The organism is Streptomyces sp. NPDC004284 (assembly GCF_042874035.1).
In the GTDB taxonomy this organism is placed as follows: Bacteria; Actinomycetota; Actinomycetes; order Streptomycetales; family Streptomycetaceae; genus Streptomyces.
The window spans coordinates 183,804-205,723 of record NZ_JBIAMJ010000012.1 but is presented as its reverse complement, the minus strand read 5'-3'; the positions used below and the strand labels follow the sequence as shown (position 1 = coordinate 205,723).

15 protein-coding genes are annotated in these 21,920 nt (G+C 67.6%); 10 read left to right on the top strand and 5 right to left on the bottom strand.

Annotated elements, in window-relative coordinates; all coding sequences use genetic code 11:
- Window positions 1-20: 20 nt before the first annotated feature.
- Complete coding sequence (locus ACFYUS_RS27725) at window positions 21-3,551, bottom strand: NB-ARC domain-containing protein (RefSeq protein WP_388857619.1); 3,531 nt, start codon at window positions 3,549-3,551, stop codon at window positions 21-23.
- Between the two features lie 270 nt (window positions 3,552-3,821).
- Between ACFYUS_RS27725 and ACFYUS_RS27720 the strand changes: the two genes are divergently transcribed.
- From ACFYUS_RS27720 to ACFYUS_RS27695, 6 genes are read left to right on the top strand one after another with little or no spacing between them, the layout of a single operon-like run.
- Entirely contained in the window at window positions 3,822-4,499 is a 678-nt protein-coding gene (locus ACFYUS_RS27720; RefSeq protein WP_388857616.1) for a class I SAM-dependent methyltransferase, read from the top strand.
- Window positions 4,496-5,812: a N,N-dimethylformamidase beta subunit family domain-containing protein gene (locus ACFYUS_RS27715; RefSeq protein ID WP_388857613.1), complete on the top strand. Its 1,317-nt coding sequence runs from the start codon at window positions 4,496-4,498 to the stop codon at window positions 5,810-5,812. Before ACFYUS_RS27720 ends, ACFYUS_RS27715 begins: the two co-directional genes overlap by 4 nt.
- A gap of 19 nt (window positions 5,813-5,831) precedes the next feature.
- On the top strand, window positions 5,832-6,980 hold the full coding sequence (locus ACFYUS_RS27710; RefSeq protein ID WP_388857610.1) for a glycosyltransferase family protein: 1,149 nt from the start codon (window positions 5,832-5,834) through the stop codon (window positions 6,978-6,980).
- Between the two features lie 6 nt (window positions 6,981-6,986).
- Window positions 6,987-8,534: a hypothetical protein gene (locus tag ACFYUS_RS27705; protein WP_388857607.1), complete on the top strand. Its 1,548-nt coding sequence runs from the start codon at window positions 6,987-6,989 to the stop codon at window positions 8,532-8,534.
- Between the two features lie 5 nt (window positions 8,535-8,539).
- A complete protein-coding gene (locus tag ACFYUS_RS27700; protein ID WP_388857604.1) occupies window positions 8,540-9,094 on the top strand; it encodes an FkbM family methyltransferase in 555 nt (184 codons plus the stop codon).
- 23 nt (window positions 9,095-9,117) lie between these two features.
- Entirely contained in the window at window positions 9,118-9,756 is a 639-nt protein-coding gene (locus ACFYUS_RS27695) for a histidine phosphatase family protein (RefSeq protein WP_388857601.1), read from the top strand.
- Window positions 9,757-9,788: 32 nt separating this feature from the next.
- On the opposite strand, the gene metG is transcribed toward ACFYUS_RS27695, so the two are convergent.
- The gene (gene metG / locus ACFYUS_RS27690) at window positions 9,789-11,513 is read right to left on the bottom strand and encodes a methionine--tRNA ligase (RefSeq protein WP_388857598.1); all 1,725 of its coding nucleotides are present in this window, start codon (window positions 11,511-11,513) and stop codon (window positions 9,789-9,791) included.
- 356 nt (window positions 11,514-11,869) lie between these two features.
- Here metG and ACFYUS_RS27685 point away from each other — a divergent pair, with 356 nt between their 5' ends.
- The 4 genes from ACFYUS_RS27685 (at window position 11,870) to ACFYUS_RS27670 (ending at window position 16,648) form a co-directional block, all read left to right on the top strand.
- On the top strand, window positions 11,870-13,165 hold the full coding sequence (locus ACFYUS_RS27685; RefSeq protein WP_388857594.1) for a nucleotide sugar dehydrogenase: 1,296 nt from the start codon (window positions 11,870-11,872) through the stop codon (window positions 13,163-13,165).
- 20 nt (window positions 13,166-13,185) lie between these two features.
- The gene (locus tag ACFYUS_RS27680) at window positions 13,186-14,136 is read left to right on the top strand and encodes an NAD-dependent epimerase/dehydratase family protein (RefSeq protein ID WP_388857591.1); all 951 of its coding nucleotides are present in this window, start codon (window positions 13,186-13,188) and stop codon (window positions 14,134-14,136) included.
- 440 nt (window positions 14,137-14,576) lie between these two features.
- Entirely contained in the window at window positions 14,577-15,872 is a 1,296-nt protein-coding gene (locus tag ACFYUS_RS27675; RefSeq protein WP_388857588.1) for a DNA cytosine methyltransferase, read from the top strand.
- Window positions 15,873-16,129: 257 nt separating this feature from the next.
- Window positions 16,130-16,648 (top strand): very short patch repair endonuclease, encoded by a 519-nt coding sequence (locus ACFYUS_RS27670; RefSeq protein ID WP_388857585.1) that lies wholly within the window; start codon window positions 16,130-16,132, stop codon window positions 16,646-16,648.
- A gap of 158 nt (window positions 16,649-16,806) precedes the next feature.
- Here ACFYUS_RS27670 and ACFYUS_RS27665 read toward each other — a convergent pair whose 3' ends face one another.
- From ACFYUS_RS27665 to ACFYUS_RS27655, 3 genes are read right to left on the bottom strand one after another with little or no spacing between them, the layout of a single operon-like run.
- On the bottom strand, window positions 16,807-17,397 hold the full coding sequence (locus tag ACFYUS_RS27665) for a hypothetical protein (RefSeq protein WP_388857582.1): 591 nt from the start codon (window positions 17,395-17,397) through the stop codon (window positions 16,807-16,809).
- A gap of 7 nt (window positions 17,398-17,404) precedes the next feature.
- Complete coding sequence (locus tag ACFYUS_RS27660; protein ID WP_388857579.1) at window positions 17,405-19,078, bottom strand: DEAD/DEAH box helicase family protein; 1,674 nt, start codon at window positions 19,076-19,078, stop codon at window positions 17,405-17,407.
- Window positions 19,075-21,486 (bottom strand): ATP-binding protein, encoded by a 2,412-nt coding sequence (locus ACFYUS_RS27655; protein WP_388857576.1) that lies wholly within the window; start codon window positions 21,484-21,486, stop codon window positions 19,075-19,077. Before ACFYUS_RS27655 ends, ACFYUS_RS27660 begins: the two co-directional genes overlap by 4 nt.
- Between the last annotated feature and the right edge of the window lie 434 nt (window positions 21,487-21,920).

Below are 21,920 nucleotides of genomic sequence, written 5' to 3'. Positions count from 1 at the left end.
CAAAGCCCTTCGCATGTCGCTCACGTGTCCATGATCCCCAGGGCCACGACGCCAGCCGCACTCCCGACCAGCACCTCACCCGTCGCCGGCTCGAAGGCCGCGCAGTGCAGTGAGGCGTCCACCCGGACCTTGGCGATCTGTCGCTGTTCACCGAGCGACCACACGCGCACCGTCCCGTCCGCCGCAGCCGACACGAGGCGGTCCTCGTCGCCCATGAAGCCAAGCATGAGGATGCGGCCCGTGTGGCCGGAGAGGTGGGAGGTGAACCGGTCCGTCCCCAGATGCCGTACCGCGATGTCTCCGGTTCCCGCCCCGACCGCCAGGCGGTTGCCCGGACCGTCCACGGTGACGGCGCGAGCCCACCCGCTGGGGCTGCTGAACCGGCTCCTGAACTCCCCGGTGGGGGCGTGCCACACGCGCACCGAGCCGTCACCACCGCAGGCAGCCAGGACGTCCCCACTGTCGTCGAACGAGAGCGACCGCAGCCGACCGGCATGCACGTCCTGAGTCCACAACAGCGTCCCGGCGGGAAGATCCCAGCACCGGATGTGTCCGTCTCCCGTGCTCGCGGCGATACGAGGCATCGAACGGGCCATCGCCACGGCCCACGTACGCGAGGTGTCCTGGTTCAGGCTGAGCGACCAGGCCGTGTCGGACAGTGACCAGATCCTGACCGCCCCGTCGCCGCAGGCCGCAGCGACGTGCTCCTCGCCGCAGGCCAGGGACCAGACGCGTCCATGGACGGCGGGCAGCCTCCGGCTGACTGTCGCGGTCGCGGTGTCGATGACGTCAACGCCGCCGTCCCCGTCGCCGACCACGGCGGTACGTCCGCCGGCCGCGAACTGCGTGGACCACACGGTGTTCGAGCCGCCGGCCAAAGTCCTGAGCCTGCTCTTCCCCACGGTCCAGACGCGGACAGCGCCGTCCTCGCACCCTGCGACCACGGTGCCGTCGCCCGTTCTAGCGAGTGAGCGCACCCAGTCCACGCCCCGTGGGAGCTGCGTCTCGCCTACGGGGGTTCCCGCCGAGAACGCCTGGATCCTTGGCTCCTCGGTGGCGGCGACGAGGACGTCGTCATGCGGGGACAGAGCGACGGCGCGCACGCGCGCCTTGAGGTCGGCTATCCGGCGGACGAGCGCGAGTTTCCCGTCGGTCACGTCCCACAAGGCTGCGGAACGGTCACCAGACCCCGAGGCCAAGAGAGGGGAGCCGGGGGCGAAGGCGACGGAGCGGACCCAGTCCCGGTGTTCCGCGCGTTCGTCGAGGAGGCGGCCGGTGCGCAGGTCGAAAAGTCGGACGAACTCGTCCTCGCCGGCTGCGGCCACGAGCGAGTCGGAGTCCCCGCCGATGGCCACGGACCAGACGGGGGTACCTGCCGCTCGCATCGTGCGCAGGAGCACGAGCCGCTCCAGGTCCCACGCGCATACGGCTCCGTCCTCGGCACCGGATACCAGGACGGAGTCGGCTGAGGAGAAGGCGAGGCTGCGAACACGGCGGTTGTGCCCGGGCAGCACCCCGACGGGTTCGCCGGTGTCCGTGCGCCACAGCCGGATCGCTCCGTCGTCCCCCGCTGAGGCGAGAACCATCCCGTCCGCGGAGAGCGCAGTTGCGAACACCCATCCGGTATGGGCTTCGTGGGCTCGGAGGAGCTTGCCCGTGTTCAGGTTCCACAGCCTGACCACCCCGTCCTCGCCGCCTGATGCCACGAGGTCGCGGACGGCGGACACGCTGACGACCGCACCGATGTGACCGCGCTCCGTCACCGCCTCGGAGCTCACCTCCGGGGGCGGCAACAGCCAGCTCGGGGCGAGCACCGTCCCCTCCCCCGCAGCGCCTTCCAGGGTTCGGGTGGCCTCGGGGGTGGATGCACGCCGCAGCACGATCGAGAGGGTCGAGGCGATGTCGGCCGGGCTCTCCAGCCCGTTCAGCAGATACCCGGCACCGGTCAGGGCCCGGGCGGTGGCCCACACCTGGTGCTGCGGGTGGCCGGCATCGTGGTACCTGGGCAAGGCGTCGAGTACGGCGGCGTCCGCGGTCAGCGACTGGTGCCCGACGAGTGCGACCTTGCGCATGACGTACGTCGGCGAGGCCAGCAGGCTGACGAGCTCGGCGTCGAGGCCCGCCTCGCGCAGGTGGTAGGGGAGGTGACGCCACAGGTATCCCTCGCCATCGGCGAGGGTCTCCCAGGCACCGTCCGTGCTCTGCCTGTACGCCTCGATCAGGGACCGGTGAAGGGTCGCCCACTGGCCGCCGACCAGATGGCGCAGGTAGGACCGGAACACGTCGTGCAGCACGATGGCGTTCCGGTCGGCGAGGTAGGCGCCGATCAAGGACCGGTCGGACAGCACCCGGCAGAACTGGCGCACCACGTGGGGGGCCCACCCGTTCGCGGTGCCCCACCAGCGAGTGAGGACCGACATGGGGATCGGCACCGAGGGAGGGAACACCGCCAGGGACAGGTACCGGTCTCGCAGGTCCGTGCGGCCGGCGATCGAGACGCTCTCCGCGAGACTGCGGAGGCTGGATTCGAGCGCCTGCCCGATGGCGTGCTTGCGCTGGTCGGAGTCCCAGACGTCGAAGGCCTGAGGGCCGTACGCACGGATCGTCGCGTTCGTCTCCGTGACGGCGCGACCGGCCGGGGCGCCGAAGCCGACCTCCTGCGAGACGTTCGCACCGACGATCGACGCGAGCAGCGGCCATCCCCCGCACACACCCGCGAGGCGTGCGGCCTCGGCGTCGTCCAGGGCCCCGACGTTACGGACGAGCAGCTCACGGATCTCCCCCGGCGCCATGGGCCCCAGGCGCACGACTCGCGCAGAGCTGGGGCACACGCGCACGTTTCTCGTGGTCACGAGCCGTACGCAGTCCTCGCCGCCGAGCAGGAAGGGGCCGAGGTCGGTGGCGGACCAGACGTTGTCGACGACGAGGAGCGCACGTCGTCCCTGGAGCAGACGGGCGAGGTGGAAGCCGGCCTGCTCCGGATCGGCAAGAGACGGACGGTTGCCGTCGAGGTGGACGCACAGGTCGGAGATCAGCTCGACGACCCGGGCGGCCGTGCACCCCTCTCCGGTCTCCACCCAGAGGATCTCCGAGAAGGAGTCCCGTACGCGGGGGTCGTGGCACACCTGCGTGGCCAGCGTCGTCTTCCCGAACCCACCAGGGCCGCACAGGGCGACCGTGGCGACGGTGTCGTCCTGCGTCGCCTCCCGGAGTACGGAGACGAGCCCTTCGAGATCTTCAGACCTGTGCACCAAGCCGGGCTCCGGAACGGGTATCGGGAGGTAGTCGTCCGGCGCCGGCGCGACCTCGGGCGTCGGAACACCGACGGAGTCCCAGAAGCGCTGCCGCACCTCCGCGTCGCTCCGTTCCAACGCCGTGTCGAGTAACGCCTGGGAGTCCGGTGCGACGACGATCTCCTCGCCCCGGGCCTCCCAGTTGGACACCGTCCGGTCGCTGACGCCGAGGTAGGACGCGAAGCCACGCACGCTCCGTCGCGTCGCGAGCCGCAGAGCGCGCGCCTCCCGTCCGGTCCAGCGCTGCACTGTGGCCACCTGAGCTCCTTCGACCGACACCGACGACGGTAACAGGGTAGGGCGGGCTGACCAGCGGCGTAGGGCCTTCGCTGCGACGGGAGTTCAGCACGGATGCAGCACCCGGGCCATTCCGGCCAGGCCCGCACGAGGCGCACCCGTCGTCCTGGACAGCGGCGGTGCTGCACCGCGAGTGCGACACCACGACAGCCCGCTGACCAGCGCCGCTCGGCAGGCTTCTCGGCACGGAGCACCACCGCTCCGTGAGGAGTCGAAAGGGGTGGTCACAGCGTGACCGGAACGAAGGAGCGACAGGGCGATCCGGGCGACTGGTCCGGAGGCCAGATCGCCTACTACCAGGCGCGAGCCAACGAGTACGACGCCACGTACAGCACCCGGATGGACATGCCGCGACTCGCGAAGGCCCTGGACTCGCTGCCGGTCGGCGGTGACGTCCTGGAGATCGCCTGCGGCACGGGCCAGTGGACGCGGTTGCTGTCCCACCGGGCCCGCAGCCTGACGGCGTTGGACGCGGCACCGGAGATGCTCCGCCGGGCCCGCGACCGCATGCGCGGCACCGAGACCCAATTCATCGAGGCGGACGTCTTCGACTGGGAGCCGGACCGCCAGTACGACACGGTGTTCTTCGCGTTCTGGCTCAGCCACGTGCCGCCGGCGGAGATGGAACCGTTCTGGGACCTGCTCAGGTGGGCCTTGGTGCCCGGCGGTCGCGTGGTGTTCCTCGACGACTCGTCGGCGAAGGCGGAGATCGAGGACCGGGTGGAAGCGGCGCCCGTGCCGGCCGTCCATCGCACCCTCTCCGACGGTTCCCGCCACGTCGCCGTGAAGGTGCTCCGAGACCCCGCCGAGCTCACCTCCCAGCTGAACGGTCTGGGTTGGGACGCCCGCGTCGAGGCGATCGACCCCTTCCACCTCGCCGGCGTGGCCCGTCCCAAGGAGGGCGCGTGACCGCCGTCAACGGCTACGCGGCCCGGCCGAGCGTGCGAGCCGGTGAGGTGGTGCGCCTGCACATCGCCACCTCCGCCCCGCGCTTCCACGTCGACTTCTACCGCTGGGGAGCCGAGCCGCAGCACGCGGGGCACGTCGAGTGGCCCGGCCGTGCCTCGTCTCCCGGACGTTTCGACGCGGACTGGCAGTGGCCGGCGTACGAGTTCCTCGTACCCCCGGAGTGGCGGTCCGGTGTCTACATAGCGGTGTTGGGCACGGAGCGCGCGTCCGGCACGCCGCCGCTGGACGCCAGGAAGGGCCGCGTCCTCCTGGTCGTCACCCCCTCCGCGCCCTCCGGCCGCGGGATCCTTTACAAGGTCCCGACGTTCACCTACCAGGCGTACAACACGGCTGGCGGCGGCTGCCTCTACAGCGCCTCCCAGGTCACGACGCGCCGCCCCGGGGGCGGTGTCGGCGGACCGGTCAAGGGTCTACCGGACGCGTACGACCTGTCGTCTCCCCGGCAGACGTTCGCGCACTGGGACGCCCCCTTCATCGCCTGGATGGAACGGAACCGGATCGAGGCCGACTACTGCACCGATCTGGACCTCCACGAGGGGCTGTTCCTGCGCGACGGGTACCGTCTCCTGGTCGCTGCCGGTCACGACGAGTACTGGAGCGCCGACCTCCGACGCCACGTGACCGCCTTCCGAGATGCCGGCGGCCACATCGCCAACTTCGGGGCCAACACCTGCTGGTGGCGCGTCGATGTAGCCCCGGACGGGAGAGGGCTGTCCTGCGACAAGTTTCCGCCCGGAGCCCCCGCCGGCACCGACCCGGACAGCTCATACGGGTGCCCGGACCACTGGTGGGAGTCGGAGCCGGAGAACGCCCTCCTGGGCGTGAGCTACCGCAACGGCGGTGGCCACTGGGAGGGCACCCGCGCACCCCAGGGCTTCATCGTCACCGACGCCGGCCACTGGGTTTTCTCCGGCGCGGGGCTGAAGACCGGCGACAGCCTCGGACACGACGGGGCCCTGATCGGCTACGAGTGCGACAGCGCGGCCTACGAGCGCGACGACACAGGCCGCCCGCGTCCCACCGGCCAGGACGGAACGCCGAAGGACTTCGAGATCCTCGGCATCGCCGGACTCCCCCCGGACTGGAACTTCGCCGCCCGTGAGCCACTGCCCAGCCCGCGGGCCGCCACGCTCGGCGTGTTCACCGCAGGCGGCACGGTCTTCTCCGCCGCCACCACCGACTGGGCCCGCCTCCTGGCCACCGACCCCCAGGTCGCTGCCGTCACCCGCAACGTCATCACCCGGCTCTCCTGACCGAAGGGAAGGGATCGTCGTGTCCGGAAACGGAAACGTACGGCCGCTCAACGTGATCATCGGTGTCAACGGCATCGGCATGGGCCACACCGTCCGCCAGAGCGTGATCGCCCAGTTCCTCCGCGACCGCGGGCACCGCGTCCGGATCATCACCAACGGCGCCAACCGGGCCGAGTACTTCCGGGACCTCGGGTTCGCCGCCTGGGACGGCTGGATGCCGACGCTCCTCGCGCGCGGTGACCGGATCCACGCCCGCGACGCCATACGCGCGAACATCCGGCAGGCGCCCGGAGGCTTCCTCCGGCACCTCCAGCTGCGCAGCGCCGTCCGGAACAGCGGCGTCCCGGACGTGTTCGTCACCGACTACGAGCCCAACACCCCGCGCCTGGCCTACCACTTCGGCCGACCGCTGATCTCCATCGACCAGCAGAGCAAGTACCGGCACCTGGACCTTCCCACCGTCGGCCGGTATGCCCGTACGGCCGACGAGCAGCGACTGCGGTACTTCGCGCCGCGCGTGGACCGGTCCTTCATCTGCTCCTACGTCCCACTGGACGCCGAGGACCACAGGCTGGAGTTCATCGCCCCGGTCGTTCCGGACCTCGTCCGGTCGGCACCGCTCGCCACCGAGCCCCTCGCCACGGCCTACTTCTCCCGCTACTTCGACCACGGCCCGGAGGAGTCCGTCCGCGAACTGGCCTCGGTCTTCCGCCAGTCCGTACCGGACCGCACGCTGCGGATCTACGCGCAGCCGACGGAGCTGAGGTCGCTGCGCGGGTACGCCGACACCCGGGTCGAGATCCGCGCCTTCGACCGCGAGGCGTTCATCGCGGACATGGCCCGTTCCGAGGTCGTGTTCTCCAACGCCGGCTTCAACCTGATCAGCGAGGCCCTCGTCCTCGGCAAACCGGTCCACCTCATCCCGTTGCCCACCTACGACCAGCACTGGTGCGCCAAGGCCGTCGACGAGGCGGGACTGGGCACGGCGGCCCCACGGGTCGAACGGCAAGCCGTCCTCGACTTCCTCGCGCGTGCTCAGACGCTCCGCGACAACGTCGTGCGTCACCGGGACCAGTACCTCTCCGCCGATCCCCGGGAGCGGATCGCCTCGTACCTGGAGAGCCTGCCGGTGGTCAGTCGGCCGATGTCCGCGCCGATCGCGGGGTAGCCGGAGATGTCGACTCCCCCGCTTCCCTCGTACGCGGCGACCGCAGCGGTCGTGGCCGCCGTCGTGACCTGCTACCGCTTCGTCGTCTCGCCTGCGGTACGCGCTCTCGCCCGGCACCCCATGCCCTTGGCCGTGATCGCGGCCGTCACGGCCATCGCCCCTCTGTCCCTCCGGTCATCGCCTCTGCCCGGGCCGCTGCACGGGTTCGTCGTCTCCGTGATCGCCTTGCTGACCTGGCGTGGTGCGACGAGCGACTACGCCGTCACGCTGCCCATCGGGCCCCAGCGTCGGGACAAGCTGCTCCTCTTGTTCCTCGCCGTCGCCTCGGTCGTCTGGGCTGCCGCCCTGCCGGCGTGGATCGCCGTGTTCTGCGGCAGGCTGCGCGGGTGGCAGCACCACGCGATGATGCCGGTGCGCCTGCTGAAGGCGTATCTCGCCTGGTTCGTCGTGACCGCGGTCCTCGCGCCTCCTCCTTCCGACTCCACGGCCGGTCTGGTGCTGGTACTCGGCTGCGTCTCGCTGTCGCACTACGTGAAGCCAGCCTGGAGCAAGGCCCGTCTGGGGCCGCGCCCCTGGTCCTGGGCCTGGCACAACCGCACGCACTACCTCATGGCCTCGGCGTACTCCTGGGGCTGGGCGCGATTCCTCCCGTCCAGGACGGTATCCCGGCTCCTGCGCCGGGCGAGGGTCGTGGACCGCCCCGTCAACCTCCTCACGATGGTCGTGGAGGCCGTCGGGCTGATCGCCTTCCTCGACCGCCGGCTGCTGATCGCGACCCTGGTGGCGACCGCACTGTTCAACCTCGCCGTCGCGCTCGCCTCCGGCATCCTCTTCTGGGAGAACATCGCGGCCAACATCGGACTCGCGACGGCCTTCGGGTTGCTGCCCGGCGCGGGGGACGACACGGCCTTCGGGTGGCCCGCCGCACTGGTCGCGCTCACCGTGATCCTGCTCAGCACCGCCGACCTGCTGTGGCAGCCCTGGCATCTGGGGTGGTGGGACGCGCCCTTCACCGCCCGCATCCAATGGCAGGTCGAGACGGCCTCCGGCGCGACGCGGGGTCTCTACAACGACTACATGTGCCCGTACGAACGCGAGTTCGGCCGCGTCGAGGGCTACTTCCTGACGGACGAGCCCGTACTCCACGGCCACCTCGGAATCGTCTGGGACCAGCGACTCCGGGATCTCCTCGTCCAGGCCCGCGGTGATCCGGACCGGCTACACCAGCTCAAGCAGACCTACGGCCGAACGCACAGAAACGAGGAACGGTCGGCCGAGCACGTCGCTTTCCTGACCGCCATGTTCAACCGGCTCAACGCCGGTACGCGCAAGAGCCCCCTGCCCCGGTGGCTACGTCACCTCAAGGCCCCCGGGGGCCAGCTCTACCGGTGGGGCGACCTGCCCGCCTACCGCGGCGAGGAACCCGTCCGCCGCATCACCATCCGCTACGAGGAGCGCTGCTACCTCCCCCAGACCGGCGACTTCGTCCTGCTCGCCGATCGCGTCGTACGGGAGATCGACCTCAGCGCTCCGATGACCCACCTGGAGGACTGACTCACATGCGCAAGATCTTCGTCGACTGCGGCGCCAACCTTGGAATCGTGCTGAGGCGCTTCATACACGAGCTCCCGGACCACGACTTCTACGCCTTCGAGCCCAACCCGACCCTGCTCCCCTCCATCACGGCGAACGTGGAGCAGGCCCAGCACGCCGGCCTGGTCGAGGTCTCCCCCAGTGCGGTGTGGACCGAGGACGGCACGATCGACCTCTTCCTCGGCCACCACGAGAGTTCCACCGTGATGCCCGGCAAGCGGGTGCCGCCCATGTACGACCAGCAGATCGACTACAGCTCCCCCGTCGCCGTACCGGCGGTGGACTTCAGCGCCTGGCTCCGCCGGACCGCCACGCCAGGTGACCACATCGTCGTGAAGATGGACATCGAGGGCGCCGAGTACCCCGTGCTCAGGAAGCTGCTCGCTGACGGGACGATCGACCTCGTCTCCGTCCTCTACGTCGAGTGGCACCACGACCGCTTCCCCGCCATGAGCCAGGCCGAGCACGACGAGGTCGCCGCCGCCGTCTCCGCACGCGTCGACGTCCGCCACTGGGACTGACCGGAGTGAGGGGACACGACGCCATGAACATCCAACGCATCTACCTGGTCAAGCACGGTGAGACGGAGGAGAACCTCCAGGGCATCCACCAGGGCCGCGCCGTCGGCGGGCGGCTCAGCGAGCGCGGGCGCGCTGACATACGGTGGGTCGGTGCCTGCCTCGCGACGGCCGGGGTCACCGTGGATCAGCTGCTCGTCAGTCCGATGTCCCGTTGCCGGGAGTCGGCCGAGCTCCTCACCGCCGCGCTCGCCCCGGCAGACGTCCGCGTCGACGAGCGTCTGGCCGCCAAGGACAGCGGTCACCTCGGAGGCCGGCCCAGGGAACTCGCCGCCACCGAGGCCGCTCGCCACGGTGTGCCGATCCACCGGCTCCGCACGCCGGGCGGCGAGTCGTCGGAGGACGTCCAGGCCCGCTACGTGGACCTCTGGGACGAGGTCTGCTCCGGGGCACGGCAAACCACCGTCCTTGTCGGGCACGGTGGGGGCATCGCCTGCCTGTTGCTGTGGCTCACCGGGAACGGCTTCGACCGGTACCTTCAGCACGTCCCCGGGTCCGCAGGGGTCACGTGCCTGGAGATCGGCGGCCCGGCTCCACGCGTGCGGCTCATGAACGTCTCGCCCGCAGACCTGCCCGCCCTCCTCCACTCCCGTACCGCCCGATGAGAGTCGGGACGGTACGGGTGCGGGGATGCCCGTCAGGCCTCCGGGGCGCCGCCGAAGCGCTCACGGTAGGACTCCAGGTCCTCCTCCGTGATCTTCGCGAAGAGCACCGGCGGGACCGTGAACGCGGTGCCTGCCGGGACGGTGTCCAGGGACTTGGCCTGGTCGACGGTCACCCAGGTCGCGGTGTCGTTCTCCAGGGCGAAGGCCCCGCGCATGGCGGCGGCCGACGTCGGGATGAACGGCTCGGAGACGACCGCGTACAGGTGGATCAGGTTCATCGCGGTACGGAGCGTCAGCGCGGCGCCGTCGGCGTCGGTCTTGATCTCCAGCCAGGGGGCCTTCTCCTCCAGGTAGGAGTTACCCGCGGACCACAGCGCACGGAGGGCAGCAGCGGCCTTGCGGAACTGAAGGGCCTCCATCTGCTCCTCGTACTCGCCGAGCAGCCGTGCGATCTCCTCGCCCAGCTTGGCCTCCGCCTCGCCGGCGGCGTGACCGGCCGGGACGTCGTCACCGAAACGCTTGCGGGAGAACGACAGCACGCGGTTGACGAAGTTGCCGAGGGTGTCCGCCAGGTCCTTGTTCACCGTGGCGGTGAAGTGCTCCCACGTGAAGGAGGAGTCGTCCGACTCGGGGGCGTTGGCGATCAGGAAGTACCGCCAGTAGTCGCCGGGCAGGATCTCCAGGGCCGCGTCGGTGAAGACGCCGCGCTTCTGCGAGGTGGAGAACTTGCCGCCGTAGAACGTCAGCCAGTTGAAGCCCTTGACGACGTCGACCTTCTTCCAGGGCTCGCGCACACCGAGCTCGGTGGCCGGGAACATCACCGTGTGGAAGGGGACGTTGTCCTTGGCCATGAACTGCGTGTACCGGACGGTGTCGTCGGCCTCGTACCACCACGACTTCCAGTCGCGGGTCTCACCGTCGGAGGCGGCGTCCGCCCACTCCTTCGTCGCGCCGATGTACTCGATCGGGGCGTCGAACCAGACGTAGAAGACCTTGCCCTCGGCCGCGAGCTCCGGCCAGGTGTCGGCCGGCACCGGGACACCCCAGTCGAGGTCGCGGGTGATGGCGCGGTCGTTCAGGCCCTCGGTCAGCCACTTGCGGGCGATGGACGTGGACAGGTGCGGCCACTCCGCGCTGACGGTGGCGATCCACTCCTCGACCTCGTGCTGGAGCTTGGACTGCAGCAGGAAGAGGTGCTTGGTCTCACGGACCTCCAGGTCCGTGGAGCCGCTGATCGCCGAGCGCGGGTTGATCAGGTCGGTCGGGTCGAGCACGCGGGTGCAGTTCTCGCACTGGTCGCCGCGGGCCTTGTCGTAACCGCAGTGCGGGCAGGTGCCCTCGACGTACCGGTCCGGCAGGAAGCGGCCGTCGACCGGCGAGTACACCTGCCGGATTGCCCGCTCCTCGATGAAGCCGTTCTCGTTCAGCTTCCGCGCGAAGTGCTGGGTGATCTCGACGTTCTGCTGCGAGGAGCTGCGCCCGAAGTAGTCGAAGGCGAGCTCGAAGCCGTCGTACACGGCCTTCTGCGCGTCGTGGGCCTGCGCGCAGAACTCGGCAACCGTCAGCCCGGCCTCCTTGGCTGCCAGCTCGGCCGGCGTGCCGTGCTCGTCGGTGGCGCAGATGTAGAGGACGTCGTGGCCACGCTGGCGGAGGTACCTGGAGTACACGTCCGCCGGAAGCATCGACCCGACCATGTTGCCCAGGTGCTTGATCCCGTTGATGTAGGGAAGCGCGCTGGTTACCAGGTGTCGAGCCATCCTTGGATGCTCCATTTCGTACGTACGGCGCCGGTGGCGCTGCCACGGCGGGCCCAGGTCGGGAGGCCGCAGCCGACGCGATCACTCCGATCGCACGTCGGCGTCACTCATGGTGACGGAACGGGACTGCAAGCCACCGTCATCGTATCGAACCGGGGATGGGGCCAGCCGGTGGGTTTTCCCGCCCCTTCCTATCGCGCCCGAAAAGCACTCGGCCGTCCGGGACAGGCGGCCAAGCGAGTCCCGGACGGCCGAGGCGCTCCCCATCTTACGGCCACCGCCCATGCCGGATCTCGCACTGCGAGTACGCCCCCACCACCCCAGTCCCGATCCCGAACCACAGCGAGGTGGACCGCATGACCAGGAACCACGAGCCCCGTCGACTCCGCGTCGTCATCGTCGGGCAGGGGTACGTCGGGCTCCCGCTCGCGGTGCGAGCCGCCGAGATGGGGCACAGCGTCGTCGGCCTCGACGTTGACGCCGGCCGGATCAAGCGGCTCGTGCTCGGCGAGTCGTACGTCGAGGACGTCTCGGACAAGCGGCTGGCACCGCTCCTCGCCGCCGGCGTCTACCGGCCGACCGTCGACCCTGCCGACTGCGCCGGGTTCGACGTGGCGGTCGTCACCGTCCCGACGCCACTGCACGACGGCGCGCCGGACCTGTCGCACGTCGAGGATGCGGCACGGACGCTCAGCCGTCACCTCACCCGTGGGGCGACCGTCGTCCTGGAGTCGACCACGTACCCCGGGACGACCGAGGAGGTGTTCCGCCCGCTCCTGGAGCGAGGCTCCGGTCTGACCGCCGGCCGGGACTTCCACCTCGGGTACAGCCCGGAGCGCATCGACCCCGGGAATCCCACCTGGAGGCTGGAGAACACGCCCAAGGTCGTCTCGGGCATCACCCCGTCCTCCTTGGAGTCGGTCCGCGACTTCTACGCCTCCCTCGTGGACACGGTCGTGCCCGTGGCCAGTTGCAAGGAGGCGGAGCTGACCAAGCTCCTCGAGAACACCTTCCGGCACGTGAACATCGCCCTCGCCAACGAGCTGGCGATCTTCGCCCACGACCTGGGCATCGACGTCTGGGCGGCCATCGACGCTGCGTCCACCAAGCCGTTCGGGTTCATGCGCTTCACCCCAGGCCCCGGGGTCGGAGGCCACTGCCTGCCAGTCGACCCCTCGTACCTGTCGTGGCGGGTCGAACGAACCCTGGGGCAGAACTTCCGCTTCGTCGAGCTGGCGAACGACGTCAACAACCACATGCCCGACTACGTGGTGCGGCGTCTCGTCGCGGGTCTCAACGAGCGCGGGAAGCCGCTCAAGGGCTCCCGGATCCTGCTGCTCGGCCTGGCGTACAAGGCCAACACCGGGGACGCCCGCGAGACGCCGGCGGCCCGCATCGCCGAACTCCTCACCGGTATGGGCGCCGGGGTCCAGGCCGCCGACCCCCACGTCCTGGACGACGCCCACCCCCGCGCCGCCGGTCTGGAGGGCCTCCAGCGGGTCGAGGTGACCTCCGACCTGCTCGCGACGACCGACGCCGTAGTCCTTCTCGCGGACCACGACGCCTTCGACTACCCCCTGATCAGCGCGCACTCCCCGTACATCCTCGACTGCCGCCGCCGGCTCACCGGCGCCCACGTCGACTCTCTCTGATCTCTCCGAAGGGAACCATCGTGAAGATCGTGATCACCGGCGGCGCCGGATTCATCGGCAGCAACCTCGTCCGCGCCCTGACCGAACAGCCCCAGATCTCCCGACTCCGGGTCGTCGACAACCTCTCCACCGGGGACAAGGCGAACCTCGCCAGCCTCGACGTGGAGTTCTTCGAGGGCGACGTCCAGGACGCCGCCCTCCTCGACCGGGCGTTCCGCGGCGCCGACGCCGTCGTCCACCTGGCCGCGCTCCCCTCCGTACCGCGCTCCCTGCGGGACCCCCTTGCCAGCCACCACGCCAACGCGACCGGCACCCTCCAGGTCCTCGAAGCCGCCCGCCGCGCCGGCGGCCCGCACGTGATCGCCGCCTCCTCGTCCTCCGTCTACGGCGCCAACCCCCACCTGCCGAAACACGAGGACCTCGCATCCGCCCCGATGAGCCCGTACGCGGTCACCAAGCTCACGACGGAGGCGTACCTGAGCGCCTACCACCACAGCTTCGACCTGCCGGTCCTCCCCTTCCGCTTCTTCAACGTCTACGGCCCCGGCCAGCGCGCCGACCACGCCTACGCCGCCGTCATCCCGAAGTGGATCAGCGCCACCCTCGCCGGCCGACCGGTGACCATCCACGGCGACGGCACCCAGACGCGCGACTTCACCTACGTGGGCACGGTCTGCGACGTCCTCACCGACGCCCTCCTCCGTCGGGTCGTGGACCCCCACCCGGTGAACCTCGCCTTCGGAAGCCGTACCTCGCTGTTGGACCTGATCAGCGAGATCGAGACGGCGACGGGGCAGCAGGTTGCCCGGGTCTACGAGGCCCTGCGGACCGGTGACGTCCACCACTCGCAGGCGGACAGCGCGCGTCTGCGAGCGCTGTTTTCCGTGGTGGCCCCGCTGCCGATCAAGGAGGGGATCTCGGCGCTGGTGGGCTGGTTCCGTTCCACAATCGAAGTTACGGCCGCGAGCTGAGCACGATGACATTTCACGGCCGAGGGACGGCCGTGACGCGGTGAAGGGGCAGGTCCCACCAGGGCACAAAACCACCCAGCGCCGACTGCTGCGGGTGGTCCTCAACGTCGCCTCGGCGTAAGTATTGCGGCGGAAGACCTGGGGCCCATGTCTCGGGGGGCAGCCGAGCCACTGCGCAGAGACTGCACGTACACGCAGGTCAGAGCCCCCTCTCCCGCCCGCCAAACTGAACCACTCTGACGGCAAGGCCCGGCTTGACGATTGGGGCAGGCGCGCCGGGTTGGCGAATCGCGCCTCGGATCCGTCTCGTTTTGGCCACGACCACTGGCAAGGCCAGCGAGACGGCCGGACCGTCTCACAAGGCATCTCACGTTACCGTCTCAAGATCGCTAACTCCGCGGTACGCTTTTCTGGTACTTGATCTGCAGAGAAGGTGGAGAATGGCGCGCACATCCGTTGAGCTGTTCGCTGGCGGGGGTGGCCTGGTCCAGGCTGCCAGGCAGGCCGGTTTCCGCCCCTTGCTTATGAACGAGTTCGCGAAGCGGGCGTGCGAGACGCTTGAGCAAAACAAGGGCGAGCTCGTCCCGGAGGGAGAGCGTCCCAGGATCCCTAACGAGGATGACCCCACTCCTCTCGTAGCCGGTGACGTGCGCAAGCTCGAGATGGAGTACCTCGAAGGGAAGGTTGACCTCCTTGCGGGCGGACCGCCGTGCCAGCCGTTCAGCCTAGGCGGCATCGCGAAGGGAGACGAGGACAAACGGAACATGTTCCCGGAGATGTTTCGCGCAGTCCGTGAGATCAAGCCGAAGGCAGTTCTATGCGAGAACGTGCGCGGACTTCTTCGCCCCTCCTTCGAGCCCTACTTCCAGTACATCCTGCGCGAGCTTGAGCTGCCCTTCGTGGAGCGAAAGGAAGGAACGACCTGGCAGGAGCATGATGCACTGCTGCGTTCCCTCATCGACTCTGATGATGTACCGGCAGAACAGCGCTACGACGTGATCATGACTGAAGTGAACGCCGCAGACTACGGAGTGCCGCAGATTCGCCATCGGGTCATCATCGTCGCCTTTCGCGCAGACCTTGGCGTCGACCGCAATGCCTTCAAGCGATCGGTCCAAGCAACGCATTCCGAGGAGGCCCTACAGCAGTCGATGCTCGACGGCAGCTACTGGGATCGCCACCCGGAGGTCACCGAGGACGTCAAGAAGCGCGCCATGGCCTCCTTCTCCTCACGGCTGCCTTTGCCGGCCACCGGAGACCCTGAAAAGCAACCCTGGAGGACCTTGAGGGATGCCATCAAGGGCATCCAGCCTGGCGAGGGCCCCCTTCCTAAGGTGCCGCTCGACGAGCTGGACAAGAAAACGGCCCAGGGCGGGGTACCCGATCATGTCGGATGGCCAGGGGCTCGTATCTACGCCGGTCACACGCCGAACATGCTGGATCGTCCTGCCAAGACGGTAAAGGCGGGCGTTCACGGCGTGCCCGGGGGTGAGTCAGTGATGCTGCTCGATCAGTCCGTACCCGACGAGCGTGAGCACGGAGGGCGGCGCTACCTACATCGCTACATGACCGTGCGCGAGACCGCTCGAGTCATGACCTTCCGGGACGACTGGACGCTCTGCGGACCGCGAGGGGAGAAGATGCGACAGCTCGGCAACGCCGTTCCCGTCCTCCTTGGAGAGGTATTCGCCAAGGCGGTCGGCAAGGCTCTCGATGCTGCGGAGAAGGGGAAATGACCTCAGAACCCGGCAAGCAGGGCAAGTGGAAGGAGTATCGCCCCTCTGATCGAGCTTGGAAGCGACGAAAAGGGGTTTCTCCCTCTGCGGAGCAGGATCGTGCGGCAGGGGGACGCAATCGCCGCAAGGTTCAGTTGGAAGACGGGCGATACGCAACAGCATCGGTGGCCCTAAAGCTTCAAGGGCGCTCTCGTCGCATTCGGGCGGTCTTGCGGTGGTCCGACCAAGGTAAGTCTCCGGAACGCTACCTAGGCGAGGTGGACTGCGACACTCGGGCCGCCAACCTCGTCAGCGCCTGGGGCTTGGCACGCGCCGCCGGGTATCTCGCAGAGGATCTCCCCGATAACTCGTGGGCGAGTTCCGCCGCGACCCGAGCGGTCATGCAAGGTAATCGCGGGCAGGACACGAAGCCTGAGCTTCTGCTGCGATCGCTGCTTCACAAGCGCGGGCTACGATACCGGGTTGGGGAGCGCCCGCTGCCTGAGCTATCCCGTCGGGCGGATGTGGTCTTTCGACGCGAACGCGTAGCGATCTTCGTCGATGGCTGCTTCTGGCACGGCTGTCCCGAGCACCTTCGCCCCGCCAGAAAGAATGCATCCTTCTGGTCAGAGAAGATTGCTGGGAATAAGAAACGCGACTCTGAGACGAACGCCGCGCTGACCCAGGCGGGCTGGGTCGTCGTGCGGGTTTGGGAGCACGACGACCCGGCAAAAGCATGCGAGCGCATCAGCGAACTCGTTCAGGAGCGCCGCGCGGATTCAAAGAACGCAGCGTAGCGGGGCGTCCCAACCCCTCACCCTCAAGCAGGGACTGAACCGCGTTGCCGGCACAACGCATGTCGATTCGACCGCTTGCGGAGATCCTCGTCTCAGCCGGTTCTCTGATCACGCGACTAGTGTCTCACCATGGCAGCCCCTGGGGCCGCGACGCACCTTCAGAGGCGCACCCGCTGCCAGCTGATGTGCACGAGGGCAATCCCCGCAACGCCCGCCAGATCCTTATGGCGTTGCTTCTCACCCTCACTGAGTCGCGTTCCCCGCGGGACGGTAGCCACGATTCGCGGCTGGGGGCTTCCATCGACCGTTGCCTCAATTCCGGCCCACACGAGCGCTCCCAACTTCTTATGGTCGCCCCAAATCATCAAGGCAGACGCTTCCGCGTTCCGAACGAGGCACTTGTTTGGCTTGATCTTGAGTGTGCCCTCTTCGGCGCTCCACCCCTCGCCAAACGCTTGAAACGCGATCTGGGAGGGGCTCGGGTCTCGGCTTGTCACGTACTTGGCGTAGGGTCCAACACCGGTACGAGCGTGCGGCAGCTCCTTCACCGGTGTGTCCTTCAGCCAATACCGTGCGCTGTCAGGCGTGCGATACCGGCGAAGCACCCCACCGATGGCCGGATCCTCCAGCCACTGATCGTAGGTACTAGTGCGCTGACGGGACGTCATCCCGTCCCAGTCCATCTCCTCGATCCGGCGATACACCTCGCGGATGACTTCATCACGGACGTCAGCTGGCATGTCACTCATCCGAACATCATCCTCCGAACACGGTGGGGTCCGGGAACTGAAGCCGACTTTCGTCCAGTTCGGTCTCCAAGCTGGCCGCGTCCTCGATCCACTCCCTCATGAGTGACTCGGCACGTTGATCGCTGAACTCAAAGCTCGTGCCACGGCGTTCCAACCTCAGTGTCTCCATCTCGTCCGTGGCAATGCGTTCACGGATGTTGAGGATGGCTGCGACACGCCTGATGTCGCTCACGAAGTCCAAGACCTCGACATGAGTCTTGCCAGCTCGGAGCCTGAGGCCACGTCCGAGCTGCTGGACGAAGATGCGGCGGCTGTGAGTGACCCGGGCAAAACAGAGGATGTTGACGTCGGGGATGTCGACGCCTTCGTTGAGGATGTCGACTGCGGTGAGGATAGGTGTCTGCCCGCTACGGAACCGCATGAGCCGAGACTGGCGCTCTCGCCGGTCGAGGCCGGCATGAACAGCCAGCGCTTCGCGCCACTGGGGAACCTCCCCAAGCAACGAGGCCATTCGCTCCGCATGCTCAATGGTGCGGCAGAAGACCACCGCACGCGGTTCCTTCGTTCCCGCCCAAGCTGTCAGAAGCTGGTCGCGAACGGCTTCATCCCGTTCCGGGAGGAAGAGGCGGGCGTTGAGGTCCTTGATGGTGTAACCGTTCTCGCTCGCGTGGCGGACGAAGTCCCAGTCGATGTTGTCTGCGAACAGTCGATAGCGCACCTCAGAGAGGTACCCGAGTCGCATGCCATCCTCAATGCCAAGGCTGTAACTGGGTACCCCGAAACGCTCCCTGATGTCGAACTTGTCGCCCCGCCACGGGGTGGCGGTTACACCGAACTGATCACTGGCGGAGAGGACTTCCAGCAACTTCGTCAGCTGGCCATCTTCGGACACATGATGTGCCTCGTCGACCATGACCAGACCAGGACGGTAGCCGCTCTGAGCGTACGTCAAGGCACTCGCGATGGTCGCGCAGGTCACACCACGCAAGTCGTCAGGCCGGCTCTCTCCCGTGAGCAGCTGCGTCCGAACGCCCTTGGGCAGGTGATGCCATAGTGCGCGCTCGAGTTGCTCGGCCAGGTCCTTCGTCGGTGCGACAACCAAGACCTTGTCCTCAGGACGGCTCTGCAGATGGCGGCAGATGATCTCTCCTCCGACCACCGTCTTACCCAAACCGGTGGCCAGAATCAGCAAAGCCCGTCCAGTGCTGTCCAGGTCACCGACCACCGAGGCGAACGCTTCCTCCTGGTAGGGGCGGAGGGAGCGTTGCGGCAGTCGATCGGACGCGAACTGACTGTCGGCGTACAAGTCCAGCAACTCCTGCCCAGACCACAACTCAACACGAATGCCAGCGGCGGCGAGGGCCTCACGGCGTTCGTGCGTCTTGCGGCCAAAGCGGCTGTTTGTGACTACGACTGCGTAGTCCGCGCCGTAGTACGCCTTGGCGCGGAGCACTTCATCGATCGCGGAAGGCGGTACGGTGCCGCCAGCCTTCCATTTAGCTTGGAATACCCAGCGCTTACCTGCCCGCTGGCCAAGAATGTCACCTCCCTGGTCGTGGGAACCGTCGATGTTGGTGACGTCCGTGAAGCCAAGGTGGAGGGCCAGCCGTTCCAGCTGCTTGGTGAACGAGAAAGGGCCTCCCTCACGCAGAAATGCCGGATCGACGAAGGAGGCGGTCATGGCGTATCCCTCCGGGCGATGCTTTCGTCAAGCATGTCCAAGGCCAGGCGAAGGAAGGATAGTTCGAGGCGAGTCCTTGCCCCCTTCTCCTCCATGAACGCATTCAAGATCTCAAGGGGGCGTACAGCCTGAGCCACCTGACGCCTCTTCGTCTCGCTGTCAGACCACGTCGCCCACGTCGTCTGAAAGACAACCCCGTCCAAGAAGCTCTGTGGCGCGTACTCGATCAGGAAGGCAATTCCACTCGCGTCTAGATGAGGAGTGAACTTTCCGTCCTTGACGGCGCTCGACCAGTCCAGTGAAGGATTCGCCCGCCCAGCGTCCCGCTCGGCCTGCAGCCGGCACGGCTGCGGCAATGCGTTCCAGAGGCCCTCAGCGTCCTTGATGACCACCGGCGCCATGAGCTGACGGACCGTATCGAGGAGAGAGTCAGCACGCTCCCGCAAAGCCGCATCGGTGACACGCTGGTCAGGGAACAGCTGAGTGACCTCTGCGGTGACCGCAGTGAATCGCTGGTCGTCCGGATCGAACGCGTGAAGAGTCTGAGCGATCTCCATCAGCGCGTAATCCCTGGGGTCACGCCCGTACTCGCGGAAGATCGGGTGTCCGCCGTAGACGAAAACCTCCAAGCTGATGCCCCGACCCATCCTGGTCACGGACGGAATCACTCGTTCCCGGTCATCCCTCAGCTTCTCCAAGGTCTCGTACACCGCCACCTGCCGGCGGCCAAGGCGCGCGTGGCTGACCTCTCCCGTGAGGTCATAGACCTTGCGGGCACTTCGGCGATAGCGGTCGAATCGCTGCTCCTCGGTCTCTACCTCCTCTTCCTCCTCGTCGGCCGCTACGCCCGATCCAGGCATAGTCGGCGGCTGACCCCCACCAGCATTGCCTCCGAGGGGCGTGAGACCGGTCCTACCGGACAGCGTGCCGCCTGCCAGCGTGGGGTCAGCAGGAGCCTCACCACCGTTTCCACCCCCATCGCGCACCTCATCGTGGTGCGTGACCGCCTGGTGCCACATCTCGTCCGTCAGGTATTCCGGGGTGCCCCTGTGAAACTTCTTGCCCCACTCTCGGGCTGCCTCGTGGATAGCCTTCGTCCCATCGCCAGGGATAAGACACCTGGCACCCGGGCGGTTCTCCTGGTAACCCCGGAAGATATCAGCCAAAGGGGACGTGTTGGTCTTGTAGCCGAGCTCCTTTGCCTTCTTCGGGCGCATGGGCTCCTCGCCTCGAATGCGAATCACCGCCTGCCTCCACTCACGCGACTCACGCGTGAAGTCGATCTTCTGGTAGCCGACGGGGACGTGGTCGAGGTGAATCTCACCGACGATGCGGCCCTGTCCGGCGGGGAGGTCTACGGGGTACTCCGACACCAGCTGTCCCGTGTCGGGGTTTTCCCATGCGAAGAGGGTGTGATCACCAACCCGAATCTTCCTGCCGTTGCGGAGAAGATCGAGTCCAAAGTCGCTTTCATCGAGGTAACGCTGCACTCCGATCCAGCCGTGGATTCTGCGCTCACGATGCTGGAGGTCCTCGCCATCACACCGAGTACAGGAGTCCATCATCAGGTCGGGGTTCTGCCAATGGCCACAATCCATGCAGGCGAGAGCCAAGGGAAGGGGGATGTCAATCGGCTTGATCGCGGGAATCTCCCGGCCGTCGCGCATCACCGAACGTGAAGCAGACCAGACACACGGAAGCCTGGCGGCCACGTTCTTTTCGTTGACCTTGAGCCGGAAGCCTCGGCCAGACAGAGGGCCGTCGGGCAGACCAGGTACAGCGTTCTGGCTCCGGAGAAGATAGGAATAGACACGACCGAGATCCTCGCGGATGTTCCGGTGCCTGTTGGTGCGCTTCAGGTCCTCGGCGATCTCGTCTCGCAGCCGGCTTACCGTGATTTCGGTACCGTGCAATTCCTTGTCCGGCTTCGGCTCTCGCCGCAGTGGCGCCAGGAACGAGTCATTGTTCGACAGCTTGCGGAGATCGATCTCAACGACGAGCCAGTCAGGGTCACCGGATCGCGTCGTGCGGACCTCAGTCAGATACCCCAACCGAGCCGTAGCAATGTTGAAACCCATACCGAAGAGGCCCAGCGTGCCGTGCCGTCGCTTCCCGCTGTAGCCGGCCTTCAGCGCCTTCTCCAACGTCTCGCGGCTCATACCCCGCCCGTTGTCCGTGACGCTCACAACCGGGTCGTCGTCGCTCGGCTTGGGGAGCGTGATCCAGACCGTGGGGACCTCATCACCATCCGGATCAGGATTGGTCAGGAAGTCGTCGAAGGCGTTGTCAGTCAGCTCCGCCAGGCACTGCCACGGCTTGAAAGGGATGTCCCCGAGCGCCTCCAGGAGTTGGGGAGACGGTGTCAGATCGATCTCTTCAGTGCTCGGCTCGCTGAACTCGCTCGCCATGGTGCCCCCTCCAGCCCGCGTTTGTTTGGACCTACTCCGCTGTCACGCCCTGCGGAGCATCTGGTCAACTGATACACCACGGCACTGACATTTGGCTGCGAGCGTCGCCCCTACCGTCCTCACCAGCGCGTTTACCTGAGCAGCGGTGGGGTTCACAGGGCGTCGCACCTGCTCGCTGGTCGAGCGACGTCTTGATAGCGACCTAGCCGGGGCCGTGCCGCAGCGCCACGGCGCAGCCCTTCGTGCGTTTCTCCGTCCATAGGGCGCGGCCGTCAAGCGGCGGCTCTCGCGGGAACGGTCCTCGTGGACCTCACCGGCAGATGATCAGGTCACTGCAACGCCGTGACCAACTCGCTTCGGGCGGTCGGTCCGTAGAAGTACTCACAGGTACAGCAGGGCAACGGCAATCGAGGCGGAGGCATCATGGGGCGAGG

Coding starts and splice junctions, on each gene's coding strand:
- metG (WP_388857598.1), bottom strand. CDS start 11,513: ATGGCTCGACACCTGGTAACCAGCGCGCTTCCCTACATCAACGGGATC.
- ACFYUS_RS27660 (WP_388857579.1), bottom strand. CDS start 19,078: ATGACCGCCTCCTTCGTCGATCCGGCATTTCTGCGTGAGGGAGGCCCT.
- ACFYUS_RS27665 (WP_388857582.1), bottom strand. CDS start 17,397: ATGAGTGACATGCCAGCTGACGTCCGTGATGAAGTCATCCGCGAGGTG.
- ACFYUS_RS27675 (WP_388857588.1), top strand. CDS start 14,577: ATGGCGCGCACATCCGTTGAGCTGTTCGCTGGCGGGGGTGGCCTGGTC.
- ACFYUS_RS27685 (WP_388857594.1), top strand. CDS start 11,870: ATGACCAGGAACCACGAGCCCCGTCGACTCCGCGTCGTCATCGTCGGG.
- ACFYUS_RS27700 (WP_388857604.1), top strand. CDS start 8,540: ATGCGCAAGATCTTCGTCGACTGCGGCGCCAACCTTGGAATCGTGCTG.
- ACFYUS_RS27695 (WP_388857601.1), top strand. CDS start 9,118: ATGAACATCCAACGCATCTACCTGGTCAAGCACGGTGAGACGGAGGAG.
- ACFYUS_RS27655 (WP_388857576.1), bottom strand. CDS start 21,486: ATGGCGAGCGAGTTCAGCGAGCCGAGCACTGAAGAGATCGATCTGACA.
- ACFYUS_RS27705 (WP_388857607.1), top strand. CDS start 6,987: ATGTCGACTCCCCCGCTTCCCTCGTACGCGGCGACCGCAGCGGTCGTG.